This is a genomic window from Puniceibacterium sediminis (assembly GCF_900188035.1).
GTDB classification, from domain to species: domain Bacteria; phylum Pseudomonadota; class Alphaproteobacteria; order Rhodobacterales; family Rhodobacteraceae; genus Puniceibacterium; species Puniceibacterium sediminis.
In genome coordinates this window covers 144,840-171,371 of sequence record NZ_FZNN01000009.1, presented here as the reverse complement: position 1 = coordinate 171,371, position 26,532 = coordinate 144,840, and the positions used below count along the sequence as shown (strand labels likewise).

The following is a 26,532-nucleotide window of genomic DNA, read 5'->3' as shown; positions in this document are numbered from 1 at the left end:
TCAATGCCCTCGGCACTGCCGAGATCATTCGCGTGGCATAACGCCAGCGGGGTAAGGGGAAGTCATGCCTCAGGCGTGAGTTCTGCAACAATGCCACGCCGTGGCGATAAGGCAAGCAGCGAACCACCGGTTTCAACTGCTTTTTGTAGATCCTACAGGCTACACGGGTTTTCCTCCCGCAGCGTTAGCTCAATTCAGAAACCGTTCTAGCGAGATAATCGTCAACTTTATGAGATCGTTTATCGAACGATTTGTCAGTGGGGACCATAGTGGCCGGGAGCATGCTCTTACAGGTCTGGTAGGCGAAGCACGTGCCCGGAAACTTCTTCAGTCCGAAATCACGATAGAGCGTGTGGAGGCCGAATATCTTGAAATGATGCGCACCGAACTCGGGTACAGGTTCGCGGGGATGTCCCCAATCTATAACCCCGATCGAAATGAGATCCATTTTAGTCTGGCATATGGAACCAACCACCCTGAGGGGATGGATGTAATGAGGAGGGCAGAGTTCAAAGCGCTTTCAAGCCACGATCAAACGCAGTTTAAAAAGACCCAGAAGAAAACTGGCCCTGATCTCTTCGACTGCCTGGAAGAGACCATGGAGTATCGCGGCCCCTATCTTCGCGCTCGGCAAGAGCACAGGCTCACAGCATCAAAGTTGGTGGCATCGCTTTTGGATGCCGAGACAAATGGGATCGAGTTCATCCAGCTTGCCGCGAAGGTTCAGGAGAAAAAATTCCTGACGCGTACTGAAATTGGTGATGTGTTGATGGACATGAGTCGAGAGGGCACGATTAAACCTAGCTGGATGGACCGGGGCGGGAAACGTCCTGTCGGGGGTGACGTGCTCTGCCTAGCCTGAAAACACGTTTGCTGTAAAAATCCGTGTCAAACTCTGCAATTTTGCGTGTCACGCTACATTCATCCACAACTTATTGCAGCGTTCACGGAAATTTAGCTTTACACATACCTGCGCACGCAGGCACCATATGTAGTGAGGATGGCGGATGACCCCGCTGTTACTTGAGCAGGCACCTAGCGCTTGGGACGCTGCCTGAGCCCGGCGCTAAGCAAATCAAAAGAGGTGGCGCCATGGCATTGTCCGAGCAGTATCTTGAAGATGACATTCACCCAATCGACATCGTCGAACATCTGGCCGAGCATCACGACTGGGACTTTGATCGTGTCGCCGACGATCAGATCGCCATGGCTGTCGAAGGCCAGTGGCGCACCTATTCGATCACTCTCGCCTGGTCGGCATATGATGAAACGCTCCGGCTGATATGCACCTTTGAGATGGAGCCGCCGGCGGAGCGGATGGGCGACCTTTTCGAAGGCCTCAACGCCGTGAACGATCAGTGCTGGGCTGGCGCCTTTACATTTTGGGCTGAACAAAAACTTATGGTCTACCGCTACGGTCTGGTTTTGACCGGCGGTCAGGTCGCCACACCCGAGCAGATTGACACGATGATCAGCGCCGCCGTCATGAGCGCCGAGCGGTATTATCCGGCTTTCCAGTTGATGGTCTATTCGGACCAGACGCCCCACCAGGCGCTTCAGGTCGCCATTGCAGAAGCTTACGGGCGCGCGTAATTCTCCTCCCTGACGCGCGTGAAAAGGATCGGGCGACCGGTCCTTTTCCATTTAGGCAACCGAAAACCGAGGACGACATCATGCAGGACAGCGAAATCGCAAAGCGGGGGCTGGTGCTTCTGGGATGTGGCAAGATGGGGTCGGCCATGCTCGAAGGCTGGCTGGGCCGCGGGCTGCCAAAGACGTCGGTTTGGGTCACGGATCCGCATCCCGGCGACTGGCTGACAGCGCAGGGCGTTCATCTGAACGAAGGCATGCCTGAGAACCCCGCTGTTGTGTTGATTGCGGTCAAGCCACAGATGATGGCCGATGCCCTGCCCTCGCTTCAGGCTTTGGGCAACGGCAGCACAGTGTTCCTGTCGGTCGCCGCGGGCATCCCGATCTCGACCTACGAACGCATGCTGGGCGGCGACACTCCGGTGATCCGCGCGATGCCAAACACCCCCGCCGCGGTGGGGCGCGGGATCACGGCGATCATCGGCAATGCGCATGTGACCTCGACCGATCTGGATGCCGCCGAGGAGTTGCTGAGCGCGGTGGGCGAGGTTGTGCGCCTTGAGGACGAGAGCCAGATGGACGCGGTCACCGGCGTCAGCGGATCAGGCCCGGCCTATGTGTTCCACATGATCGAATGCATGGCGGCGGCGGGTGTGGCCGAAGGGCTGGCGCCCGAACTGGCACTGCAGCTCGCGCGTGCCACGGTGGCGGGGGCGGGACAGCTGGCGATGACCGGCGAAGACCCCGGCCAGTTGCGCAAGAACGTGACGAGCCCGAATGGCACCACGCAGGCCGGGTTAGAAGTATTGATGGACGAAACCAACGGGTTGCCGCCGCTGATGAAGGCGGTCGTGCGGGCGGCGGCTGCTCGATCAAAGGAGCTGGCAAGTGGCTGAGATTACGTTTGACGACTTCCTGAAGGTTGATATCCGCGTGGGTCAGGTGGTGCGCGCCGAACCCTTTCCCGAAGCCCGCAAACCCGCGATCAAGATGTGGATCGACTTTGGCCCCGAGATCGGAGAGCGCAAGACCTCGGCCCAGGTGACGGTGCATTATTCCCCTGAAACTCTGATCGGAAAACGGGTGATGGCCGTGGTCAATTTCCCGCCCCGCCAGATCGGGAGGTTCATGTCCGAAGTGCTGGTGCTGGGGGTGGCTGATGACGCGGGGGCTGTGGTGCTGCTCAGCCCCGATCTGGATGTGCCACTGGGCGGGCGGATGCACTGACCTAACCCATGGACGCGGGTATCACGCATCGCCATTGCCGTGATGAAAGCAAGTCTTGGTAGAGTGAAAGGACGCAGCATGACATTGAACGTCAAAGACATGATCGCCGCGGCAGAGGCCGAGATTGTGACGCTGGATGCGAGCATCGCCTCTGACCGTCATGGGGCAAAAGGTGTGCGGTTCATCGACCTGCGCGACCGGCGCGAGCTGGAACGTGAAGGTCGTATTCCCGGGGCCTTCCATTGCCCGCGCGGCATGCTGGAATTCTGGATCGACCCGGCGTCACCCTACCACAAACCGATCTTTGCCGAGGATGTGCAATTCGTCTTTTATTGTGCCAGTGGCTGGCGCTCTGCCCTGTCCGCCAAGACGGCGCAGGACATGGGGTTGAAAAAAGTGTCACATCTGGGTGGCGGGTTCAGCGCCTGGCGCGACGCCGGTCTACCGATAGAGGACGTGGCGGCGAAGTAGCATCCAGAAGGGCCTACGCCTTGGGACCAGTCTCTTCGCCCAGGGCTGCGCGCCAATGGCGGCGGCAGAGCGGCAGATAGGTTTCATTCCCACCAATCTGAACCTGCGCCCCCGAGGTCAGCACCTGCCCCGTCTCATCCTGCCGCACCACCATCGTGGCCTTGCGCCCGCAGTGGCAGATTGTACGCACCTCGCGCAGATCGTCCGCCAGCGCCAATAGCGTCGCCGAGCCCGGAAACAACTCACCACGAAAATCCACGCGTAGGCCATAACACATCACCGGCACGCCCAGATCGTCCGCCACCCGGGCCAACTGCCAGACCTGATCGGGCGTCAGGAACTGTGCCTCGTCCACAAAGATGCAGGCAATGTCGCGCTGCGCACTTTCCGCTTTCATCCGGGCAAAAAGATCGGTGTCGGGTGCAAAGGTTTCAGCCTCGCGGCCAAGCCCGATGCGGGACGCGATGCGCCCGGGCCCGGCACGGCTGTCCACAGCCGCAGTCAGAAGAAAGGGCACCATACCGCGCTCGTGGTAATTGTGCGCGGCCTGCAGCAGCAGGGTGGATTTCCCCGCATTCATCGTCGAGTAGTGGAAATAGAGCTTTGCCATGGAGCACGTCATGCCGGGAGCGCCACAGCTTGGCAAGCCCCTGACAGTGCCATGATAATCCGCACTGACAAATCACGAACTTTCCCTTAGGGTAGCCTTGCCGCCCATCTGATTTTTCGGGCCGGTGCGTGCAAAAGAGGTGGTGATGCGGTTTATCGCGGGTAATCTGAATATCAAACCGCAGCCGGGGGGCGCACTTGCGTGACATCCCAAATTTGGAACCTCGGCCTCTCGCCGATGCGGAATGTTATGTTCCCGAACTGCTTCAAAGGTTCGTGCAGAACATTGAAAATACACGGCATTCCACAGAAGTCTGGTGTCTGATCGTCGCGCTTGGACGTGAAGTGCAACTGCCGTTTATCGATTTCATCTCAGCCTCGTCCTATCGGGACTGGAAAAAAACCCTGTTCATCCGCACCTCCTACGACGCGACCTGGCTGAATACAGCCAATGAAGACCCCGAGATCTGGCGTTGGTCCTATTTCCGAAATCATGCGATGCATTATCTTACGCCCGTGATGACGGGGATCGAATTTGTCGATGAATACCACCACATTCCCAAAAAACGGATCGATGTGCTCCGGATGGCCGCTTCGCATGGGCTACGCGCTGGTTTTTCGATTCCCCTGCGTCAGAATGCGCCCCCTCAGGCCGCGATGATCACCTTTTCCGGGGACCATTCCCGGCGCGAGATGCTGGCCATCATTCGCGCCCACGGCTGGACGCTGAACGCTGCGGCGCTAATGGGACATCAGCGTTATCTGTATCATTTCAAACAGGAATTCAGTGAACGCAACCACATCACTGATAAACAGCTAGAACTACTGGAACTGCTGGGACTCGGCTTGCAGGACAAGGCGATCGCGGCTCAGCTTGGTATCTCGATCTCGGCAGTGCGGCAAAGAATGAACGCACTGATGCAGAATACCGACGCGAGGTCGCGCGCCGAACTGGCAGCGCTGGCCATGTCACTGGGCGTTCTGCCAGATCCGTTGAATCGGCCCGGACCCAGTGAGGACGAGATACTGATCGAGATGGACGATGCGCGGTCTGGCGCTTAGCTGAACACAATGGGCTGACCTCGCCCCAGCAACGCGGGGCCAGCTTCTGGGTCAGCCAAGCACTCAATCGCAACAGGAAAAAGGATGCCGCCATAGGGCGACATCCTGAAGTATTTAAATGTTCGTCGCAAAAATTTGCTAGACATCATGCGATGTCACAAAGTTTGTACACTTCGCAGAAACGACCCTCTTTTCAGGTGGATATGCGGATCGGAACCTGTTTCGGTGCTGTCGGCATGCTTCGGATTCCCCCGGATAACGGGCCGACCCAATGGGAACAGTGTACATCAGAATACGGCTTTTGTCTGCTGTCAGCTTGCAATCGACGCGGTGCATCGCACGGATAATACTTGCAGGTTTAGCCGATTTTCCTGCTATTTATGACAGGTCATAAATTAACAGCAGGGGCGATTTTGTTAACTTTTTAGTCTTTCCCACATGAGTCGGTCAAGGATCGCCACATCGGATCAGACAAGCCGACCCCAAAGGTCATATTCACCAGCCTCATCCACCTCGACCGTCACTATGTCTCCGGGCTTGAGCGTCTCATGACCGGTATCGATGAACAGGTTGCCGTCGATTTCCGGTGCATCGGACATGGTGCGGCAGGTGGCGGCATCGTCTTCGACCAGATCGACGATCACCTGCTGCCGGGTGCCGACCTTGGCGGCCAGTTTCGCCTCGGAAATGGCTTGTGCCTTTTCCATGAAACGGTCCCAGCGTTCTTGCTTCAGCTCGGCAGGCACGTGGTCGGGCAGCGCGTTGGAACGGGCACCCGCGACGTTTTCGTACTGGAAACAACCGACACGATCCAATTGCGCCTCGTCCAGCCAATCCAGCAGGGTCTGGAATTCATCCTCGGTTTCGCCGGGGTAGCCGACGATGAACGTGGAACGAAGTGTGATGTCCGGGCAGACGTCCCGCCAGGCGATGATTTCGTCCAGGGTACGGGCGGCGGCAGCGGGGCGTGCCATGCGTTTCAGCGTGTCGGGATGCGCATGCTGGAAGGGAATATCGAGGTATGGCAGGATGCGCCCGCCGTTGCTCGACTGTGCCGCCATCAGCGGGATGAGGTCCCTAACATGCGGATAAGGATAAACATAATGCATCCGGACCCATGCGCCGAGCTGGCCCAATTCGCGGGTGAGGTCGAGGATGGGGGCCTTGGTTGTGCGGTCTTTCCAGTCGGTGCCGTAGGCTGAGGTGTCCTGGGAGATGACCAGCAGTTCCTTAACGCCCGACTCGACCAGCTTTTCCGCCTCGCGCAGGACGGCGCGTTGGGGGCGGGATTGCAGGCGGCCGCGCATGTCGGGGATGATGCAGAACTTGCATTTGTGGTTACAGCCCTCGGAAATCTTGAGGTAGCTGTAGTGGCGCGGGGTCAGTTTCACACCCGCCGCAGGCATCAGATCAATGAACGGATCGGGCGACGGCGGCACGGCGATGTGCACGGCATCGAGCACCTGTTCGTACTGATGCGGACCCGTCACGGCGAGGATGCGGGGGTGATGTTCGCGGATGTAGTCAGGCTCGGCCCCTAGGCAACCCGTTACAATCACACGACCATTTTCGGCCAGCGCCTCTCCGATCGCCTCAAGGCTTTCGGCCTTGGCGCTGTCGAGAAAGCCGCAGGTGTTGACGATCACCGCATCTGCACCGGCGTAATCGGCAGAGATTCCATACCCTTCGGCACGCAGTCTGGTGAGGATGCGTTCACTGTCGACCAGCGCCTTGGGACAACCGAGCGAGACCATGCCAATGGAGGGCTGGCCCGCGCGTCGGTCAGACGGCAGGGTGGCTTTGGGGGCGAGATCGGGGCGCAGATTCGGCGGGTTCTGGGACATTGCCCCTCATAACGACAGCGCACGGGGTCGGAAAGGGTTTGTTGTGTCTGCCCGGTCGGGAGGCGCAAAAACCGCCGTATGGACCCCGTATGGTTTGCGTATGGAAAGCGTATGGCTGGCGTATGGCTGTGGCGGTTTGGTCCTGCAGCGGACGGTGCTGGTGTTTGCCCGAGCGTTCGAGTCCTCCGCAACGGTCTTTCTGGTGCTCTGATGGGCAAGTTCCGCGCCTGTCGTTACATGCAGTGTCAGGTGTGCGAAATTGTCCTTCCGTCAGGCCAATACATTGTAAGGGCGACGCCAGTCCTGACTCGTCATTCGTTCCACGGCTACCTTTACAGAGGCCAATTGCCAAAGAGGCGGACTCATGTGCATTCGCCGAACGTGTTCGGGCTAGCGCCGCAATGTTGCCGTTGCCCCATGCAGCCACAACTTGTAGCGTCTCCATGCATTCGTTTTGGAGAGGTGTTCGGTGGAAGTCTCGCAAGTTATCAATGTTGCTGACTGGTATTTGGACGTAATTCCAAACATCAACAAGCGATACAATGCGCTCAAGAAAAAGTTAGACCATAACGCATCCCAGCCGCAGAAAGAGCCGCTTCGTGACGAGCTGGAAGGGCTAATTAAAGATCTGGATGCGATGCAATTCGATCTTCTCACCAATGAAGAGCTTGATTTGCTTCAATCCTTAGAAGCTCTGCAATATCTGGGTCATCAGGGGGCGCTTTTCGTAACTAAAACTGTGCAAACCAGTCAGTTTGATCCGGCATCTGCGGCTTCTGACATCGGCGAAGCGTTCAGAGCCTTGAACACTATCCAGACAAAGTTTGATCAAGCTAGGGCGCAATTAAGAGAGCTGGGCCTCGAGAAGTATAGCGATGAAGGCGAGCTAGTCGATCTACCGCTGATCCGAGTCCGCTTTAAAGACGGTGCTGGGGTCGATGACGTAGCATTATTGAGAAAATGGATTGGTGACTGGTACGACATCTCCCGCGGCGCGGCGATGGCAGTGGGCGAAACGCCTCAGACTGTCAAGGTCGTAGGGGCCAGCAATGGTTCGGTCATTCTAACCCTTGGAACGATTGCCAGCGTTACGATGATTCTTGCAGTGATAGCCAAAAACGCGGGACGAATTGCTAATGAATATTTGAGCATCGCTAACGACATCGAAGACCTTCGACAGAAGAAGCGTCTAAACAAGGTAATTGAGGATGCGCTGATAGAGCAACAAACTACAGTCTAGGCAACCGGTGTGGATGACACGCTGGAGCAAATAAAAGCAGCAGTTCCCCATATCATAGAGCAGGAAGTTGATAATGCTCTGCGAAAATCTATCGAAAAATATTTCAACTTCTACAAGAAGGGCGGAGATGTTGATTTCATCCCGCCTCGCTCAGAGCCAGAGGACATAGTGGAAGGTGAACACAATCAGGCCATTATTGCTGAAATACAGCAACATGCAGACGAGAATACTCGGCTCATTGAAATGATTGAAAGCGTCAGAGCCCAGCAAGCCGAGCTGAAACAGCTCACCAATCATGCAGCTGTGGATGACGAATAACAGAAAACCCCGGAAGTGGGCTCCGTTTTTTTGTAGGCGGGCGGGGCGTCGGGCCACGCGCAATGAAAAAGGGTGCGCAGGGGATGCGCACCCTTTGGTGTAGGGATCGGGTTTGGCCTGCGGATTAGCGGCGGCGGTCGCGGCGGGCTGACATGGGTTGGAAGGCGACGCCGACGTGGGCTTCGCAGTAGGGTTTGCCCTGTTGCACGGGCAGGCCGCAGAACCAGAAGTGTTCGGTCGCGGGGTCACCGACGGGCCATTTGCAGGTCCGCTCGGTCAGCTCCATGAGTGAAATCTTCTTGGCCTTCTTCTCGACCTCGTTGACCTTGGCGAGTGCCTCTGGGCTGATCTCGTTTGCCGAAGGCTGCGGCGGCAGGGGCTGACCGGCGGGAATAATCGCGCGGCGCGCCGGGGGCTGGGCCGATTTGGTTTCCAGCACCGGTTCGGGCGGCACGGGGCGCGCGCTTTCGGTCTTGATCACCGGGGCCTTCGGCTTGGCCTCGGGCTTGGGCGCGGCGGCGGCGGGTTTGGGGCGTGCCTCAACCTCGGGGGGTGCGGCCGGGGGGGGCGTATCGCCAGCGGGGGCTGCACCCACGCGGTTGGACAGGCCCAGGCGGTGCACCTTGCCGATCACCGCGTTGCGGGTCACTCCGCCCAGCTCTTTGGCGATCTGGCTGGCGGACTGGCCTTCGCCCCACATCTTCTTGAGCTGTTCTACGCGTTCGTCGGTCCAGGACATGGGAGTTCCTTAGTGAAAAAGCGGCCACGCTGGCGGGCCGCCTGAAAATTCCGTATGAGGTTCTATTCTAATCACTCCAACCCGAGTTACAAGCGGGCGCAGGCAACAGGAGACCACGATATGCACGAAAACGCGCCTTTTTCGCAGGGAACGCGGCGTTTTGGCCGGGTCAACTGGCTGGGGCTGTATACGCTGGCGCGGCGCGAAGTCATGCGGTTCAGTGCGGTCTGGACGCAAACGCTGCTGGCGCCGTTGGTGACGGCGGGGCTGTTTCTGCTGATTTTCACCATCGCGATCGGGCCGCAGAGGGGGGATGTGATGGGGGTGTCCTTCACCACGTTCATCGCACCCGGCATCCTGATGATGACGGTGATTCAGAATGCGTTTGCGAATACATCGTCGTCCATCGTGATTTCCAAGGTGCAGGGCAATATCGTCGACACGCTGATGCCACCGCTGAGCGGCGGCGAGCTGGTGCTGGGGTATCTGGCGGGGGGCGTTGCGCGCGGGCTGTTCGTGGCGGTGGCGCTGGCGGCGGTGCTGGGGGTCGTGCTGGGGATCATGCCGGCGCATCCGCTGGTGGCGCTGGTGTTCGTGGTTCTGGGCGCGGCATTCATGTCGGCGCTGGGGATGCTGGCGGGGATCTATGCCAACAAGTTCGACCAGATGGCGGCGATCACCAACTTTATCGTGACACCTTTGGCGTTCCTGTCGGGCACGTTTTATTCGGTCGAGGCGATGCCGCCGGTCCTGCGCGAGATCACCCATCTGAACCCGATATTCTACCTTATCGACGGGGTGCGCTACGGGCTGATCGGGGTTTCGGATTCATCGCCTTTGCTGGGGTTCTGCGTGGCCTTTGGTGCGACGCTGGCGATCCTGGCCGTGGCCTGGCAGATGTTTCGCACCGGGTATCGGCTGAAGGCATGACGGCAGGGGGCGTGACTGCCCCCCTGCCCCCGCTTAGCCCACATCCTTGATGTCGATATAGCCGCCTGTCAGCTTCAGCACCGGCATCGGTTTTTCGGTCAGGTCAGACATCACGGTCAGTGACAGCTGGATCTGTCCGCCTTCTTCGCTGGGTAGGTTGGTGGCCCACCAGTCGGCCCATGCCGCCGCCTGTTGGGGGATCGGTGCGGTGGTGGTGTCAAAGATCCCGCCCGCCGGCAGGGTCAGCGTGGTTGGCGGCATCAGGAAGACCGGCAGGCGCACCGGTTCAAGTCCGGTATTGATCGAATAGGCATAGTACAGCGTCAGTTGCAGCGTCACATCCGCCGTGCCCGCATTGCGGAACAGCGCGGTATAGAGCGCCGCCAACTGATCAGCGAAGGGTCGTTTCACCGGCACATCCGGTCCTGTCGAATAGATCGTCGCGATATTGACCGGTGTGTCGTTCATCAGGGTCGGATGCAGCGGCGATTCGAAGGCGATTTCCGGGGTGCGGTAGACAAAGGGTTCGGCAATGACCTTGCCCGGGACGATATCGGCGTTGCGCGTGAGGTTGACCGAGGCCAGCGCATCCTGCCGTTCGAGGATCCCGAGATCGGGCAGCACCACGCGGCGGCCCGGGATTGTGCGGCCGATGGCGGCGGGCAGATATTTGCCAAGCTTGCGGTAGGTGAACTGGGCGATTTTCGGATCATCCGAAGGTTCCCGTGCACAGTCATAGCCGTCGATGGTGACAAAGGGGTTGCCCACCCGTTCCGGGAGAAGATCGGCAAGGCGCAGCGTGATCAAGAGCGCCTCGACCGGGGTTATGTCGGGGTCCTGTTTGGTGATTGTGCCTTCGGAGATGGAGAATTTGACCGGGGCCACCGTGCCGGATTCGCTGTCCCGGCGGCTGGCTTCGTCAAAGGAACCGCCGACCTGCGGCAGGTTCGCGGTATCGGCCAGTTGCTGGATCAGTGTCGCGGCCGAGAGCAGCGCGTTCTGCGCGGCGTTCAGCGTGTCCTTGTCCCGTGTACCCACGTCGATGGGCACGAGATTGGCGTTCAGCCCCGCAAGGACCTGCGGATAGACCGTCACAAAGGTGGCGAGGGTGTCGAACAGATCGCGTGGCTGGCCAAGCCGTGCATCGGCAAACACACCCGACGGTTTGATGTTGAAGACGACGGTGCCGTGTACTTCGTCCTGCTGCTGATGCACCTGCATGGAGTAGGCAAAGCTGTAGGCCCAGCGCGTGACGGCAGTCAGCGGGTTGTAATCGCCGGTCGGCATGGCGGCCAGAACCGGCGGCGTGAGCGGCAGATAACAGCCATCCGGGGTCAGCGCGCCACCATCCTGTGCCACAAGCAACGGCATTTCAGGGAAGGCCCGCAGCACGATGGGCACGGGGAATTCACCCAGCGATGCGGCAAAGGGCGGCTGCGGCTTTTCGGTGCCAAGTTCCACAAAGCTGAGCCAGGAGGATGGTTTGTAGCCGTCGATCCCCGGCAGTTTGCCGATCTCATGTTCGATGTACTGCCCGGCATAGTCGAGATCCAGCGACACGCAGGCGGCATCGGTGGAGGTCGAGCTGAGCAGAGAGTTCAGCCAGCTTGTGGAGGTGGGATCCATCGTCGATGTCTTGAGCGTGACACGGGGCGAGGACAGGGTGACGTTCTTGTCACTGGTCGCGCCGGTGCGGGTGTTCAGCGCCTTGGCATGGGTCACATGCCCGATTTCGCCAAAGATGCGTGGCGGTTCCACCGCCCCCGGCTGTGGTGCGATGGCCGAGGTTACATCGGCTTCGAACTGAACGCCCGCCTTGACGGCGTAGAACTGGCCCAGCGTGCCCAGCATGGATTGATAGAACGCCTCCTGGATCGTGTCGGAACGGGCCGGTTCGCCGGAATAGACCGGGATCATCAGATGCTTGAGAGATGCGGCAAGCGCCTTCTTGGCGTCGAGCACCTTTTGCAGGGCACCCTGATCGGGAATACCGGCTTCTGGCAGGTTGTGGCGCAGGATATCGCCGGGGGTGACGTATTTCGGGCTAAGCAATGCGTCGGTATAGGCCAGCGCGGTGCCCATCCATTTATCAAGGTCGATGGAGGTGAACGCTGTCATCACCGGCGGTGCGTCCGGGTCCAGCGGTTCGCCCGGCGTATAGGGCAGGATCTGCGTCTGCGCCTTGGAGCGCGGCACATTCGAGATCGGGCGCGGGGCATAGATCAGCGGGTCGCCCTTATCCGGCACGGTAAAGGAAATCGCGTCGGTGCCTGCGGTCTTGCCCAGCTGGACGACCCAGACCGGTTTGTTCGCGCTGCCGGTAAAGACATTGCGGTCTGTGCCGGTGGCAATGCGGAATGTATGCCCGGCGGTGTCGGCAAAGGCGTTGGCAAAGTCCTGGGCAAAGGCGGTAAGGCCGCGTTGCTGGGTGACATCGGTGTCATCCATGTCGCCGGTCCAGGGCGACACCGGCGTGGCGGCGGTAGAGACCCCCGGCACGCTGCGCAGGTCACCATTGACCAGCGACGGGTCGCGCGCCAATGCCACGGTGGCCGAGAGTTTGAAGATCTGATCGGCGTTCAGAGTTGCGCCGGACAGGTCGAAAGCGGCGGTGAAGGTCTGGCTTGGCAGCTTGCCAGGTGTACCGGCGGCCAGATCGGTGAGGTACTTGAGAATTTGCTGCGCCCAGAGCAGCAGACCGGCGGGCGCGCCTGCGACCATGCTGGGGATTGGCCAGCTGGCCGTTGGTGCCATTGTCGAGGTCACGGTGACGCTGACGCCAGCCGGATCGTTCAGCTGAGCGACGATGTTGGTATAGGCCTCGATCGCCTGCTTGAGCTTGTTTTCACCATTCTCTGCGGTGTCGGCCGTTTGCATGTCACTGCGGGCGGTTTCGTACACTGAGGTATCAAAGCGCAGGATCAGGTTCAGCACCGGCGCATCGGTGCCGTCGGGTTTGTGGATGCGGAAGGCATTGGCGACCGATGGCCACTGCCCGACACCAAAGAGCCGGTCGGTATAGCCGGTGATCTGCGGCGGCAGGTTCTGTTTCGCCGGTGCCGCATTCGGGTCGTTCAGATCGGACAGCACCCGGTTGCCGAAGATGTCCAGCCAGTCGAGGTCGAGCGTCATCATGCTGCCCACGCCCAGATAGGGGCTGGGGTCGGCCACGCCTTTGGACAGAACGGCGGTATAGGGCACGGATACGCTGAAATCCCAGCTATCGGCGCTGGCGGCCGGTGCCTGAAGTTTGCCGCTGGTGGTGTCGGGGTCGGGATTGACCGGACCGGCGGGCAGGCCCCAGTTGGAGGTGGCAAAGTAGGAATTGCCGGTATTGGGCGCGATGCGATAGCCCATCAGGCTGAAGGTCTGTTGCAGATAGGCAAGGCCATAGTCCGCCGTCACCGTGTCGGGCACCTGCGGTTCGGGCCGGGTCAGGGTGATGCCTGCCACGCCTTCCTTTACCTCGGGGGCGAGGCTGAGCGGACCGACGATGACAGACAGCGCCCCGGCGGCAAAGGCCGAAGTCGCGGCGTTGGTGGCCGCAAGGCTGGCAAGCGGCGCGCCGTAGTAGGTGGACAGGGCGGCAAAGCTGCTGTTGGCAGGCACCGTGATGTCCAGCGCGGGCAGCTTGATCGCCGTCAGCGGGGCCAGCGTGGCGGGCAGACCGGCGATGTTGACGGCCTGAATGGCCGCGACCGAGGTGCCAAAATGCTGCGCGATCAGCGCGAGATCCCCGCCGGGGTTGGCAAGGTCCGGTGTCTGCGGCGGCACGGCGGGGACTTGGTACAGCCCGCCTTCGATCCGCAGCGGAGTGCCTTCGGCCAGTGGCGCGGTGGCGTTCTGGGTCACCAGCACGCCGAGGCCCATGTAGTATTCAGCGCCGTAACTGGCGAGCGTATCGGCGCCGGGGATGAAAGCACGCCCCTGCTTGGGTGGCAGCGGCACGGCCTCGGCGACCATGGCGGCGGCGGTGAGGTCAAAGCCTTCGTTGGTGGCCACCACGTTCATGAAGTTGCCGACCTCCAGACCCATTGACCCGGCAAGATCGTAGAGCACCAGAACCGCGACCTCGGCTTCGCCCCGGTCGTTGAAGATGTGGTCCGGCAGGCCTTTGGGATCAGTCGTGCCGTTGGTGGAATAGGTCAGGAAGAAGCCGCCCTGCCGGGTGATGCTTGCCTCCCACAGCAGGCGCAGCAGGTCGATGGGCGTGCCGATGACATTGCCAAAATCGGTGACCGCCATCCGCGCGTCGACCTGCGCCGAGCCGACGGGGGGCCGGGTTTCGGTCGACAGGTTGGTCTGGGTGATGCCCATCAGGCTAAGCGATGGGTCGTCAGACTGCCAGCCTGCCGTTTCGCTGCCCGTGGTGGTCGGGCGGTAGAAAAGGCCCAGCTGCTGGAAGGCGGAATTGTCTTTCGGCAGCTGGTCGAGCAGGCGTTCCAGCAGGGTGATTTCGGATTCCGGCGCGCCGACGATTTCGTAGGTGCGTTTGACGGCAGACCCCGTGCCGATATCGGCCAGTTTCTTGACCTGGAAGGAGATCAGCGACCCAAAGCCGTAGTTTAAGATGGCTTCATCGACGGTTTTACCCTTTGCCTCGTCCGTGCGGGCGATCAGCGGCTTCATCGTCGGACGGGTCGGCGTGCCGTTGGGCAGGTTGATCAGCGGATTGGGCAGCGACCACAGCCGCGGGCGCGGCGTTGTCGGGGCGGCGGGTTGCTGCGGCAGGTCGATGTTAACCGCCGATTGCCAGACGATTTCGCGTGTCAGCGGGAAGCGCTGGGCCTTTTGCGTGGCGGCCGGCAGCGGTTTGATGGGAGATGCGCCAAGGTCGAGGTATCCGCCCTGCGCCACGGCGCGCACCGCGTCATATTGCAGATAGCGCGCATTCCCAAGGCTGGCATCCAGCGTGTAGGTCACCGTATTGGTATCGCCAAGGGTCAGCCAGCTGTCGGCGGGACCGGCCAGGGTAAAGCTGTAGAACGGGTCGCCTTCGGGCGTGTCGGCGGGGTTCGGGATGACGGGCAGCGGCAGCGTCTGGCCGGTCAGCGCAAACAGGCCAAGGTCGGCGGGATAGGCCCCGGCGTCCGCAAAGGGCACTCCGGCGGCGGGGATCAGTTTGTCCTGACCGGTATCGCCCAGAACCGTGGGCAGGCGCAGGCCGTGCATGTAGTAGCGCGACATCATCGCCGAGATATGCTGTAGCGCCAGCGAGCGGCGCAATTCGTCCATCAGATCGCCGGTGGTGTATTGCACCAGATGCGGGACATTCAGGCTGGGTTTTTTGCCGGTGCCGTCAAAGAGATCCGCGATCTTGGCGTTCGCGTCGGTGGCGAGCGCGTCGAGTTTAAGCGCGTAGCGCTGTGCCACGGTTTGCAGGGTGTCGCCTGCGGTGATCTTGTGGCCAAAGACCGGGATATCGAGGATCGATTGCGCCGCAAGCACGGTCTTGTCGGCCAAGAGCGTCGGCAAGGCGGCAAACAGCGCCGCCGCATCGGCAAGACCCAAGGTGACGGCGATGCGGTCAAAGCTGTCGCCGCTTTGGGTGACATGGGTATTTCCGTTGGCCGCGATGGTGACGCCGCTGGCGATGATGCGGGGGTCGGCGGCATTGGCAAGGCCCAGCGCCTGCCCGCTGTAGGCGGTGCCAAAGACCGGCAGCGCGGCGATGTCATTCAGGCTTTGCCCGCCGGTGGCCTGCCAGGTCATTCCGGCGATCTGCACGGCCGACGCCGCCGGGTTCAGCGGATGGGATGGGTTGGCGGCAAAGAGTTCGGGGACGGTGTAGAACAGCGGCTCCAGCGGGGCATCGCCCGCCATCTGCGCATTGATATGATCGACGATCTGCTGCGCGGTCTTTCCGGTTTGCGTATCAAGCGGCAGAAGATAGTTCGCAAGCGCATCGCGCAGGGACTGCACGCCCTGCCGGATGATCATCGCGAAATAATCCTGGAAGATATATTCGGCAATCGAGAGGCCACCGGCACCAGCAGTCAGGCGGCCATTCGGGGCCGGGTTTTCCGCCTCGATCTGGACCTTGAGGGCGTTGAAATAGCTGTTCAGCGCGGCAAGGTAGCCGGGAGTCGACGTGTTGGCCGCGCCATAGGAATAGGTGTAGGCCGCGCCGCCGTTGAAGGCGGGCACATTGACGTTCAGTTCCGGCGCGGCGGGGAAGAAGACCACGGGAACCTCGCCCGTTGGATCCGCCTCTTGCTGGAGGGTGAAGGCGAAGGCGCTTTGACCTTTCAGGAAAGCGGCGATCTGGGTGGCGGGGATTGGCGCGGGATTGGCGTCGTTGCTGAACCAGCTCAGGATCTGTTCGAGATAGGCGTCGGTGACGATGGTGGCGTCGACCTCATCCGGCGTGGGGGTGCCGGGTTGACCGGCGGCCAGCGCCCATTGCAGCACGCGAACGGCGAAATCCTCAAACGTGTTCGCGGCCCCTGTGGCGCGAAGGCGGCTGCGGGCACGGGCGCGTTCATGCGCCGCGCGGGCCACGGAGTTGGGCGCCACGATATGTGCGGCAGCACTGCTGCGCAGGGTGCCATCGGGTCCGGTCTGGACCGGGGCCTGATCCTTGATGAAGAAGTTGACCACATAGGCCATTTTCTGATCGGCGGGGGCGGCCGCCCCGTCACCGACGACAGACAGCACCGGCACCACATAACCCTGCATGTTCAGCAGGATACCCGGCTGAAGTTTCGTCCAGTCGGGGTTATAGGGTGCTGCCCGCAGCGCCGCACCAGAGGTCATGAGTTTCGTCATGGCGCGGGCGTTCAGCATCATCGGGGCGGCACGGGCCACCTGTGTCGGGTCGTGCCACGGGGCCGGGCCCTTCATCGGGTTTTCAAGCACGAAGCTGGCCTTGACCTCGGCCTTGAAGCCGAGATGGATGGTGATCTTGAACAGGCCCAGATTGATCTTGACCGACAGGGATACGTCGACGTTTGCCTGCACCAGAAGCGGAATCGGTTCGTAGGACGCAAATGTGGCGCGCACGAAGATCGAGATCTTGATGTTGAGTTCGGCCGAGATGATCGCAAAGTTGATCGAGCCATAAAGCCGTCCCTGAATGCCGAGCGTGCCGGTCAGGGAGAAGTAGTAGCCGTCCTGCATTTCGGCGGGAAGGCCCTCTTCGGTCTTGCCCTGATACGGCAGCCAGCGGGCGATCACGCCTTCGATGATGCCAAAGACCGTGAGGCTGAAACCGGCGGACAGAATGCCGGCCTCGACCGATTTGCCCAGACCCACCTGCGCGCCAAAGCCAAAGACGATGACCGGGTTGAACCAGCCGGTCGACGTGGTCGGCACCTTGTTGGTGGTCGCACTTGAGAGTTTGCCAAAATAGAAACCGGCCGAGCCCATGACCGGGAACGGACCGGCCATGAATTCGACAGAGAAAGAGACCGAGAAATCTTCGTTCCAGGGAAAGCCGAGATCGACCTGGAAATCGCCGTTTGTGTAGACCTCGATGGCAAAGGTCGGCAGGGTGATCGAGGCGACGCCGATCTGGAATTTGCGCATGATGTCGGGCAGGACAAGCTGGGCGGAGTATTTCCCAACGTTTTCAGATACCTGCTGGTACATGATCTGGAAGTCCAGACCTTTGAATATCTTGGCCATCGGCCCGGCCAGCGCGATGCGCAGGGCATACAGGTTGGGGTCGTTGAACACGATCGAAAGCGAGATGAAGTATTCGTCCGCTTCCTCGGCTGCCACCAGCGCACGGCTTTGTGCCGGGGCAGGAACGCCGTATTCGCGGGGGGCGGTCATGTTCGACGCCGCGATGGCGGTGGCCGAGGTGGTGGATTTGGCGTCTTTTTCCGTCTTCAGCACGCCGAAATCGAAGGCCACGAACCACGAAGAATCGGCCTTGAACCTTGGCTGGTTCGGACCGTTCAGCGGGATATCGGGCGGATTCGGGATATCGAGATTTTGCAGGTTGGTAATGACCTCCTGCACCGATTTCGCGCCGGTCAGGCCCTGAACCTCGACGTGCTGGCCCAGCGCGAGCAGGCGCAGATCGAAGTATTTATTGCCGCCACCGGCAGGTGCGGGCGTGGAATTGGGATCGTCCGGCGCCCAGGACAGGGAATCGCCGCTTTGCCACAGGAAGGATCCCTCAACGTTGATCGCGACCTTGTTCTTGCTGCTGCCGTTGCCTTCGGATGCGGAATTGCCGTCCGGGTTGTAGGCCAGTGTGATGCCCTTGAGCGTGAACAGCCCCAGATCGATCGGGCCGATGCCGATGTTGAACGACACCTTCTTGGTGGTGAAGTTGTAGGTGACGCTGAGCCCCGACAGTTTGATATCGTTCAGCACGTTGAACGGCGGCTGCAGGCCGAATTTGGTGCCCGTGGCCCAGCCGACGAATTTCTCGACCATGCTGCCGATGGATTGCCCTTCGAGCGTGAAGGTGGCGATCGTGTCGCCCTTGGTGATGCCGCGGGCCGGTTCGTCCTTGGCTGCGGTTTCAACCACGGCCTTGAGCCCCACATCAGTCCAGATCACGATGACCTTTTGCACACCGGGCTGGAAATCGAATTCGATGCTCAGGTGGATTTTCCACAGTGTCACGGCGGCAAGAAGTTTGCCATGCATCCCGGCGGTTTCGGTCGCGAGCGCGGTGGGATTGGGCACGGTGGGCAGGCCCGCAAGCCGCAGATTTTCGTTCACGGCCCCATCCGGGCGATAGCCCAACGTCAGATCGAAGGTGGCGGAAAGCTGGTCGCCCAGCACCGGGATCGGTTCCCATGGGGTGGCGGTCTTGGCCTTGAATTCAAAGCATTGGGCCGAGGCCGCGCCGGTGCCGCCCTTCTGGCCCCAGACCATTTCAACGCTGATATCCTTGAGCTTCGGGAACTGGAACGCATCGGTGATCCAGGCCGCGCCAAGATAGTCGCCGATCAGATCATTGAGCGGCACAACCGTGGTGGTGCGCGCGAGAAAGCGCCAATTCTTGGTCGCTTCGTAATAGGCGCCGACCTCAACCTTGATCTGCGGGGTAAAGGACGGCACCAGCGTCGTGTCGGCGGTGATGTTGCCGGTGTTCGACCCCTTGTCGCGGGTGATCCCGAAGCCCACCCGATCAAGCGAGAACAGCGGCTTCTGCGCATAGGGAAAGGTGAATTCCCACCCCTGCATCGTCATGTTCATCGAGACAGTGAGGTAATCCCTGGGCTTGTCATAGTTGAAGGCAAAGGCGTCGATCACCGGTTCATGCGGCAGGTCAAGAACGGTGCCGGGCACAAAGGTTTCGATCACCTTGGAAATGGTCAGAACGCCGGACTCAAGCGCGCCCTGAAGGGTGACTTCGGGGTAGGTGACGGTGACGGAAATCACCGCCGGATCAGTGGCGCCTACGTTGAATGTGGCCGAAACACCCACCGCCAGCGTGCGTGCGGTGGTGGGCTGGGTGACGATGGCGGTGATCTTGGTGTTGGCGAGGCTGAGACCGCCAAAAAGCGGCAGATCGGTGGTGTTGCTTTGCGCGACGACCGACAGGCTGTTCACGTTCTTTGCCTTGGCGTCATAGTCGATTTCAATGTCGCTCACGCCCAGATCGGTCAGTACGTTGAAGGGTGCGGGCAGTGCCTTGACCAGATTGTAACCGGTGAACATCTGGTAGGCGCTGGCGATGCCGGGATAGGTCCCGTCAAAGCGCATGCTGGCGGGCCAGAGATCTTCGGCACCGCCAACAAGGATATCGAGGTCGGCCTTGATCGGGGTTTTGGACGCATCCTTGAACGCCGAATAGCCGCCGCCGATGCGGGCGCTGACCAGCTTTTTCCCATCCGACAGGGTCAGGGCGATAAAGGGCGAATCAAACACCATCCAGGGGGCACCGGGCATGACCCAATCCCCCGTGACGGTGAAGCGGATATCGGCGGCCAGCACATTGTCGGGGGCGGTGAATTTGATCGTCACATCGCAGGGGATACCCAGCGCATCAAAGGCCGAGGTCGGTCCGGCCAGCGTGATTTCGGTCACGTCGTCGGGTTTCGTCGCGGGTTCAAAGGTGGTCACGCTGGTCAGGGTCAGCGTCGGGGCCCATGACTTCAGGAAGGTGGTGATGAAATCCGGGATGCTGCCACCGGCCAGAATGCCCGGCACCAGATCGACACTGCCCTTTTTCTGCGCCGCGTCGATCTGGTCCCACAGGTCATTCAGCGGATTGTCCGTGGCGGCCAGCGTCGCATTATCGGGCACGCGCTGTGACATCATGTAGGCGATGGCCAGCGACAGCTTGTCCTGCGGCGCGGAGGCGAAAAAGGCTTTGATTTCATCGAAATAGGTTTGAATTTCCACCGCGCGCGCACCGGTATAGGCGCGGTAGAGGTCGGCCGTCACGCGTGACGGTGCCTGCGTCGGATCGGTCGGCCAGAGCGCGTTGGAGGTGGATATCTGCTGCGCCGCTGTCAGCAGCTCACCGGGGATGGCCTGGGAATTGTAGGTTTCAAGCGTCAGTGCCGGATAGATCTTGAGCCGGTTTTCCTGACTCTGATTGGGGGCCGGCACCTGCATGAAGGCGCGGCCGATATTGACGCAGAGGTTCGCGGTGCCCTGCCCTTCGAACACTGGCGGCAGGGTGGATTTATACACCGCATGGCTGAACACCGCCGGAAAGCTGCGGCCCAGCTGGATGAACATGACGGCGTTCGGATTGCCATCGATCAGCGCGAGCGCCGCTTTCACATCATCCAGATCGTCCGGATAGTTCAGATAGAAAAACCGCGTGCCGGAATCCAGATTTTCGAAATACTGCTTGCGCCGGTTGTAATTCGATACAGCGTCGGGATTACCCGCCTGAACCATCATATTCAGCTGGTGTTCGTCTGGCGCAAAGCCGCCCAGCAGCACGGTTTTGAGCGCGCCGCCCTCGGATTCGGCTGGTGTGCCGAAGTCGTCGAAATTGAGGATGACAGTCGGTTTCGCGTTCGGGTTGTTACCGCCCGTCTGCCGCTGCCAGTCCAGCACAGAGGCACAGACCAGTCCCGCCGCGTATGTCGGCGAGGCATTGAGCCGACTGATCAGGCTTTTGATGCTGTAGGCCGCCTGAAGGGCGTGATCGGCCAGGAACGGGTCGCTGACCAGATACTGGACAATCTCGGCGCGGGCCTTTTGTTCGGGGGTGTATGCGCCGGCCTGATACATCGCCCAGGGCACGGTCTGATAGCTGGCCGGGTCCAGCGTATAGAGCCGCCGGTTGAACCGTTCGCCGCCGACCTGGGGCACGGTCGACAGATCAATGGCCGGTGTGCCATCGGCAAAGGTGATCCGCTCGGGGCTTGGCCAGTTGTAGGGCTGCAATTGCAGAAAGGTCTGGACGTTCAGCAGTGTGTTGTAATCGCTGCTGTAGCCGACCCCGCCCGTCATACCAAAGGCCACCTGCGTTGCCGGTGGCGTGGCGGCGTCATAGGCGATCAGCGTGACGGTCGCGCCGTTGATCGGGCCGGATACCGTGGTGGCAAGTTCCGGGATCAGCTCCTGTAGCTTGGTCAGTTCTGCGGCGCTTTGGTAATAGACTTCGACCGTGCCGGTGTATCCGAACGTCAGATCGGCGTCATCGGCGGGCCGGACCAGCCGGTACATCACATTCACGGTCGACGCCTGATGCCCGTAGCTGGCCCCGTCATCGACCCAGAGGCGGATCGTCTTGAATTCCGGCGCGTCGGTGTTGATCAGCGTGCGAAAAGCGGCAACCTGCGCATGGACGGCTTCACCCGAAAATTGCGCGGTGGTGCTGAACAGCGATGAATAGACCTGAGCGAGAAATTCAAACATGGGATGACCTTTTCCGCCTTAAGCGTCTGTTTTGGCGTCCGCCTTTTTGGCCGCCTCTTCCTTGGCCTTGTTGTAGACGGCGAACCATCCCAGCCCGGTGCTGTCCCCGGCATCTGGATCGCCGAACAGCATGAAGGCGGTGTTGCCGCTGGGCGGTACCTTGAGCAGGCCCAGAAATTTGAGCGCGATCTGGTTCAGCACGAGCAGGAAACCGCCCTGATTGGCACCATCGGGCGGGGCATAGAACAGCTGCACCAGACCGATCGACAGCTTGAGCACGGTTTGCAGGCTGAACAATTCGCCCCCGCCCCCCGCGCCGGGCAGGGCGATGCCGACCACGGCGCCATAGCTGTCGGGATCGCTGGCGCCGCTGTCATCCGACCAGGCGATCAGCATCGAGGAATCGAGGTTCACCTTGCCCGCCAGTGCCCCCGGCGTGCCAAGGTTGAGTTTGAACCGCAGCCCGTGCCAGCGCCCGGAAACGCCGCGCAGATCGTACTGGGTGAGCGCGGGCAGAAACCCGAGCGAGGCCGGATCGGATTTGTCCGCGCCTTCGGCATCGCCTGACAGCAGCCCCAGCAGTTCCAGCTGAAAGCTTTTGTACAGGCTCTTGTCGCGGGCATGGCTGTCAGCACTGTTAAAGGCGATTTCCGATTCCACCAACGTGAGGACCGGCACCGGATCAGCCACGGGTGTGGCAATGCGAAGGCCGAGGTTGGAGAAGTTCAGACCCTGACGCAGGGCATTGGAATCCGCAGACTCGGGCCCGTAGGAAAAGACGTCGAAGTCGGGCAGATCAGCGTCAGCATCGCCCGGCACGACCGAGAAGTTCATGAAGCCGCTCATGCCGATCCACGACACCATCTCGCCGCTTGTTTCGCCCGTGTCGCGTGTGGACATGGAGGCGGTGTCGATCTCGACCGAGGTGAGGACGTTGTTGGCCAGACTGTACTGGTTGGGCCAGCGCGAGGTCAGCGAATAGACCACGGAATCGCCGTTGCGCTGGACACCGCCCTGAAGCAGCACCGCGTTGTCTGGATTTTCCTCGCGGCCTTCGGGTTTGACATCGACCATGGCGGTCACTTCGGCACCGAAAAGGCGGTTCAGCACCATCTGCGCCAGCGATTCAAATTTGGAAATGGCGGAATTTTCGAACAGGGCCTTGAGCGTGAGCAGGGTGAAATCCTGTTCGGCCTCAAGGTTTGCCGGCTGGATCGTGTGCGCCGGCGGGCGGTCATCATAACGCGGGTCGACATAGTAGACGAGCCCGAACATCGAAGTCGTTTCGGTCTGTTCGACCTTGTCCTTTGATATCTGGCCGATGTCGAAACCGACGTGGTGGGCATAGAAATCTGTCGGGTCCTTGACGCCTGCCAGAATGCCGCTGATGTCGCTGGGGACCTCGGCAATCGCCGCCTTGAGGATCAGCACGCCGGTCCAGTCCGGATCGGTGATGATGTCGACAAACTTGGCGAAATAGGGGTTGTTGCCGCGATCCGGCGCGCCCTGTTCCCAGGCATCGGTGCAGTATTCCACCAGCCAGTCCGATAGCGGAATCAGTTCCGACATATCGGGCGGATCGGGCGTGGCAAAGGTGTCCTTCATCGTCCATTTGTCGGGGCTTTTGACCAGCGATCCGGGCAGCACCTTGCCGGTGGAATCGATGTCGAGGATCTTGCCCTTCACGCCCTTGACGATCATCACGCTGGCATAGTCGCCATAGGCGTTGTTCACACCGGGTTTGGTGGTGAAATCCCATTGGCCGATGTTGATCCGGTTGAAGAAAAGCTGCTGATCCGCGATTTCCGGGCTGGCCGGGGGGGCAAAGAAATGTGGCGGCGGGTCGCCCTGCCCCGGGTCGGTAAAGGCGCCAAGATTCTGATTGTTGGCGATGACCAGAAACTGGTCGGTGGTCTGAAACGCGGCCTGCAGGTTGTCGTTCAGATCGGTAAAGCCCATCTGACGGGTGACGCTGCCATTGGTGACCACCTGCGCCAGCAGCAACTGTTTCCATGCGCCGCCAGCATCATAGCGGGTGATGAATCCGGTCGGCGTTGTCGTGCTGGTCAGGGTCGTGTCCGCCAGTGCGGCCCGTGCCACCGACGCATTCAGCGAATGCAGCGCCGAGGCCGAAAGCCGTGCCGCGCCGGTGCTGACGGCCAGATTGATGCAGTTCTTGCGGGTTGGACCGACGATCTGGCGCGACAGCAGTTCAAGGTCGTCCGTCGTCATGTCCTGCAATCCGTCGCTGCCGACAAAGCCGGACAGGGGCATCATCGGGAAGAACACTTCGCGCGTGCCGGGCAGTGCCACGCCCGGGTCCTTTGGCCCCAATGTGCCGGTCGATCCGCCGCCGCCAAACAACTCAGCCCCTTTTGGCATGGCGGCATAGTGTCCGCCCGCCACACCACTGGCGGCGGGATCGGCCAGAAAGGATACCCAGGAGGTGGTAAAGCCGGTGTCCATCAGCATCGCCTTGGGGTCGATCGGTGGCCCGACAGGAGAGACCGGTTCAAGCGGGAAGACCGGCGCATTGGCGGGCATCCCCCCGGTGAAACGCAGCCGTTGCTGTGCCGTCGTGCCGCCCGGGGCGATGACCACCGATACCGTTTCGGTGCCTGACTGCCCGCAGAGGATCGCCTCGGATCCATTGGGCTTGGCACCTGCGACGCCGATGGCGAAATCGCCTGCGGGGCCAAAGCGGAATCCATTCTGCAGCGGCGTGTTCTGCCCCCCCAGCGCAATCACCAACCGACCCGCGTGGCCGGGCGATTGCGTTTCGCTGAGCGGCGTCAGAAGAACCGTCTTGCCAAAGTTGGTGCGGTAACAGGATTGCAGAGCGGTTGGCATGCTTTTGCCATTCTGCATGCTGTCGCCAAAGATGAATGCGGTTTCCGAGGCCCCCGCCACCGCATTGTTCGGATTTAGGATATTCACCTGCCCGGTGAATTCCACAAAGATATTAACGCTGCCCGGCGCGGCCAGCGGCAGATAAGCCGGCAGATACGGCAGGACGCTGGGGTCCGTTCCGGTCGATTCCGGATTGGGGATCAGCAGTTGAAACCCCATGTTCAGATCCGTGCGCAGTGACGGCTGCCGAATGGTGAGGCCGAACCGGAACGCGCCGGATGCAGGCCCGTCGAACCACAGTCTGGCCGACAGGTCGTCGGGCTGCGCCGTGTCGGGCGCCGATGGGCCAGTCAGCGATACCGCGGGTGTCGAGGATCCGGTCGGGTCCAGCTGGATATAGGATTCTGCGGCCTCGGGTGGCACGTGAAAGGTGACGCTGGGATTGAAAGACGCGCTGACGCCGGGAACCCCGGTCAGCAGCACATCAAAGAACTGCTGCGGCCTGATCGTGCCGTTGCTGCGTGAAAACGGCACTACGAACAGGTCATCCGCGCCTATGGCCGCGCGTATCGTGGCCTCATCGGCATCGAGATAGTCCAGCGACGGCAGAAAGATCAGGCCACCCTGCTTGCCGAAGGTCGTTGCCAGAATGGTGCGGATCATGTCGACAAACTGAGCGGTGTGCGCCGTCGCCTGATCGACCTCGGTGGCGAGATAGACCAGCGTGCCTTCCCAGTCTTTTGCCTCCCAGACCAGCGCCTCGGTCAGGGTCAGCGGTCCGTCCGGCAACAGCTTCTCATCGGCAGTCGGCGTGCGGTTGATGGCGGCAAAGATCCAGCCGCCCGTGCCCGCCGAATTGCTGCTGCAGGTGTAAAGACGGGTGTCCTGATAGCGGATGAACTGAACCACGGCAGATCCTCATGGCTTACGCAGCCGTCTGGGTCTGAGACCCGGATCGGAGACGACAGGATAGGGGATGGGGGCCACGCCCGTGCGGCGCGACCTCTGGCCCCGGGTGGAATCCCGGGGCACTGGGACAGACGGGCGTCGGGGATTGACGCCCGGGGCGCCTGTCAGGTGGTAAAGGTGACTTCGGCGGCCAGCGACGTGGCTTGGTCACCCTTGGCCGGGGCCATGTAATACCCCGCCGTATAGGTCGACCCGATCAGCAGCGGGCAGGGAACGACCACAGTGCCCGAACTGGTGGGCGAGGTGATCGCTGCCTTGCATTTGGGAGCGCCCTTATACAACGCCGCCTCACCGTCCCAAATCGCGACCCAATTGTCATTGGCCGAAGGATTGTACTGGGACAGCCCGCTGAATTTAAGCTGCACCCCCCCGGTGATAAGGCTGCCCATGGTCAGCTGGACGCTGGTCGAGTCGGTCGGGGCGTTGTCGGCAGGCAGGAACAGTGTGGCCATTGTCGACGAAGGATCCGGCGTAACCGCATAACCGACGATGTAGGATTTGCCGACCTCGTAGGCGAATTTCACCTCTTGCAGGCCCTTGTAGGAATCCTGGGTGATCGGCTGGTCTTTTACAAACGAGTCGATCTTCTGCCAGGGCACCACCGGCCCGGCCGATTCCCAGACAAAGATGTGGTTGGCAAAGGTCTTGGGCATGTTGTTGCTGAACGTGGTGTAATTCACGTTGATCCCGGTCGGCCCCTTTGAGAAGAGCGACAGGGTAACGGATTGGGAGACCGCCGGTGCGGTCATCAAAAGCATTTCAGTCATTTGTAATCCTCTGGGAATAAATCAGGTCGAAAAATTGAAATTTCGCGGGACAAAACAATTCCGCGAAACAGGCAGTGCCAAACAAACTCTACCTGCCGCTAAGTAAATCACAGATGATAGATTCGGTCC

15 protein-coding genes are annotated in these 26,532 nt (G+C 60.7%); 9 read left to right on the top strand and 6 right to left on the bottom strand.

Features of this window, described 5'->3' with window-relative positions:
- The first annotated feature begins 409 nt into the window (after positions 1-409).
- From CHB75_RS11740 to CHB75_RS11720, 5 genes are all read left to right on the top strand, one after another.
- Positions 410-862, top strand: coding sequence for a hypothetical protein (locus tag CHB75_RS11740; RefSeq protein ID WP_141135103.1), 453 nt, complete (start codon positions 410-412; stop codon positions 860-862).
- A 230-nt stretch (positions 863-1,092) separates the two neighbouring features.
- Positions 1,093-1,593, top strand: a complete 501-nt coding sequence (locus tag CHB75_RS11735; RefSeq protein ID WP_089270737.1) for a type III secretion system chaperone family protein — start codon at positions 1,093-1,095, stop codon at positions 1,591-1,593.
- Between the two features lie 80 nt (positions 1,594-1,673).
- A complete protein-coding gene (gene proC, locus CHB75_RS11730) occupies positions 1,674-2,486 on the top strand; it encodes a pyrroline-5-carboxylate reductase (protein WP_089270736.1) in 813 nt (270 codons plus the stop codon).
- Entirely contained in the window at positions 2,479-2,817 is a 339-nt protein-coding gene (locus CHB75_RS11725) for a tRNA-binding protein (protein WP_089270735.1), read from the top strand. The genes proC and CHB75_RS11725 overlap by 8 nt, the downstream gene beginning before the upstream one ends.
- A 78-nt stretch (positions 2,818-2,895) precedes the next feature.
- Positions 2,896-3,288: a rhodanese-like domain-containing protein gene (locus tag CHB75_RS11720; RefSeq protein ID WP_089270734.1), complete on the top strand. Its 393-nt coding sequence runs from the start codon at positions 2,896-2,898 to the stop codon at positions 3,286-3,288.
- Positions 3,289-3,301: 13 nt separating this feature from the next.
- On the opposite strand, the gene CHB75_RS11715 is transcribed toward CHB75_RS11720, so the two are convergent.
- On the bottom strand, positions 3,302-3,898 hold the full coding sequence (locus tag CHB75_RS11715; protein WP_089270733.1) for a thymidine kinase: 597 nt from the start codon (positions 3,896-3,898) through the stop codon (positions 3,302-3,304).
- Between the two features lie 197 nt (positions 3,899-4,095).
- Between CHB75_RS11715 and CHB75_RS11710 the strand changes: the two genes are divergently transcribed.
- Entirely contained in the window at positions 4,096-4,959 is an 864-nt protein-coding gene (locus tag CHB75_RS11710) for a helix-turn-helix transcriptional regulator (RefSeq protein WP_089270732.1), read from the top strand.
- Positions 4,960-5,426: 467 nt separating this feature from the next.
- Here CHB75_RS11710 and rimO read toward each other — a convergent pair whose 3' ends face one another.
- Positions 5,427-6,803 carry a 30S ribosomal protein S12 methylthiotransferase RimO gene (gene rimO, locus CHB75_RS11705; protein WP_089270731.1) on the bottom strand — a complete coding sequence of 459 codons (1,377 nt, stop codon included), beginning with the start codon at positions 6,801-6,803 and terminating at the stop codon, positions 5,427-5,429.
- A 469-nt stretch (positions 6,804-7,272) separates the two neighbouring features.
- On the opposite strand from rimO, the gene CHB75_RS11700 reads away from it, so the two are divergent.
- Positions 7,273-8,043, top strand: coding sequence for a hypothetical protein (locus tag CHB75_RS11700; RefSeq protein WP_089270730.1), 771 nt, complete (start codon positions 7,273-7,275; stop codon positions 8,041-8,043).
- A 9-nt stretch (positions 8,044-8,052) separates the two neighbouring features.
- A complete protein-coding gene (locus CHB75_RS11695; RefSeq protein WP_089270729.1) occupies positions 8,053-8,361 on the top strand; it encodes a hypothetical protein in 309 nt (102 codons plus the stop codon).
- Between the two features lie 124 nt (positions 8,362-8,485).
- Here CHB75_RS11695 and CHB75_RS11690 read toward each other — a convergent pair whose 3' ends face one another.
- Positions 8,486-9,100 carry a GcrA family cell cycle regulator gene (locus CHB75_RS11690; protein WP_089270728.1) on the bottom strand — a complete coding sequence of 205 codons (615 nt, stop codon included), beginning with the start codon at positions 9,098-9,100 and terminating at the stop codon, positions 8,486-8,488.
- A 120-nt stretch (positions 9,101-9,220) separates the two neighbouring features.
- On the opposite strand from CHB75_RS11690, the gene CHB75_RS11685 reads away from it, so the two are divergent.
- Entirely contained in the window at positions 9,221-10,030 is an 810-nt protein-coding gene (locus CHB75_RS11685) for an ABC transporter permease (protein WP_089270727.1), read from the top strand.
- 33 nt (positions 10,031-10,063) lie between these two features.
- Here CHB75_RS11685 and CHB75_RS11680 read toward each other — a convergent pair whose 3' ends face one another.
- The 3 genes from CHB75_RS11680 to CHB75_RS11670 all read right to left on the bottom strand — a co-directional run bounded on the left by CHB75_RS11680 (position 10,064) and on the right by CHB75_RS11670 (position 26,403).
- Complete coding sequence (locus CHB75_RS11680; RefSeq protein WP_089270726.1) at positions 10,064-21,817, bottom strand: hypothetical protein; 11,754 nt, start codon at positions 21,815-21,817, stop codon at positions 10,064-10,066.
- A gap of 18 nt (positions 21,818-21,835) precedes the next feature.
- Positions 21,836-25,576, bottom strand: coding sequence for a hypothetical protein (locus CHB75_RS11675; protein ID WP_089270725.1), 3,741 nt, complete (start codon positions 25,574-25,576; stop codon positions 21,836-21,838).
- A 164-nt stretch (positions 25,577-25,740) separates the two neighbouring features.
- Positions 25,741-26,403, bottom strand: a complete 663-nt coding sequence (locus CHB75_RS11670) for a hypothetical protein (protein ID WP_089270724.1) — start codon at positions 26,401-26,403, stop codon at positions 25,741-25,743.
- Between the last annotated feature and the right edge of the window lie 129 nt (positions 26,404-26,532).